The sequence below is a fragment of the Larkinella ripae genome, from assembly GCF_054780775.1.
The window spans coordinates 1-706 of sequence record NZ_BAAGVR010000036.1 but is presented as its reverse complement, the minus strand read 5'-3'; the positions used below and the strand labels follow the sequence as shown (position 1 = coordinate 706).

1 protein-coding gene and 1 tRNA gene are annotated in these 706 nt (G+C 51.8%); both read left to right on the top strand.

Features of this window, described 5'->3' with window-relative positions:
• Window positions 1-278: 278 nt before the first annotated feature.
• A tRNA-OTHER gene (locus tag ACYVHX_RS29585) sits at window positions 279-375 on the top strand.
• Between the two features lie 94 nt (window positions 376-469).
• Entirely contained in the window at window positions 470-691 is a 222-nt protein-coding gene (locus ACYVHX_RS29580; protein ID WP_460675338.1) for a hypothetical protein, read from the top strand.
• Window positions 692-706 lie beyond the last annotated feature (15 nt).

Sequence of the window (706 nt, the reverse complement as noted above, 5' to 3'; positions counted from 1 at the left end):
TCAAAATCGGCTGATGAGTCGCTGAAAGTGCGACGAAACGCCTTCGGGTGTCCCGATCAGGGTTCGAGTCGGCAGCCATGAACCCTTAGTTGATGAAAGGCAAAACGAGGCCGACAAGCCAGAAATCTAACCGAAGGACAGCCACACCGGAGGGACAGCGAGAATGTGGCGCCCGCAAGGGTCTGACTACCTGCATGACAGAGGACGCACAGGGGTGCTATTGACTGGCTGCATCAGGGTGCGAAAAGAGTCGCCGGAGCAAGTAACCGGCAAATTTTAGCGGGGTGGCGGAATTGGTAAACGCAGGTCTTTCGGGGGATCCCGTCTGGCTGGATGACAAGGTAATCCTTGCAGGTTCAAATCCTGCCCCCGCTTCAATACGATAGATCAGAGAATATGATTCGGGCGTGGCCCTGGCGGTTGATCGGGGCCAGCTTCTTAAATGGGAAACTTAAATAAGGATATAAAAATGGAAGCAACACCGGGTACCAAAACCAACGATTCATGCCTTGAAAAGGCCGCTATTGATGAGCCGATCTTTGTTCTGCGCGCTCAAGATATTTCAAGCCCAAAAGTGATCCTGCACTGGATTGCTAAAAACTTCGAGACTTGCCCCGATGAGAAGCTGCGGGATGCTTTCGAGCACTGCATCGCAATGAAGAACTGGACGAATCGCAAAAACGCAGACTAAAAACAAAAACCGCCC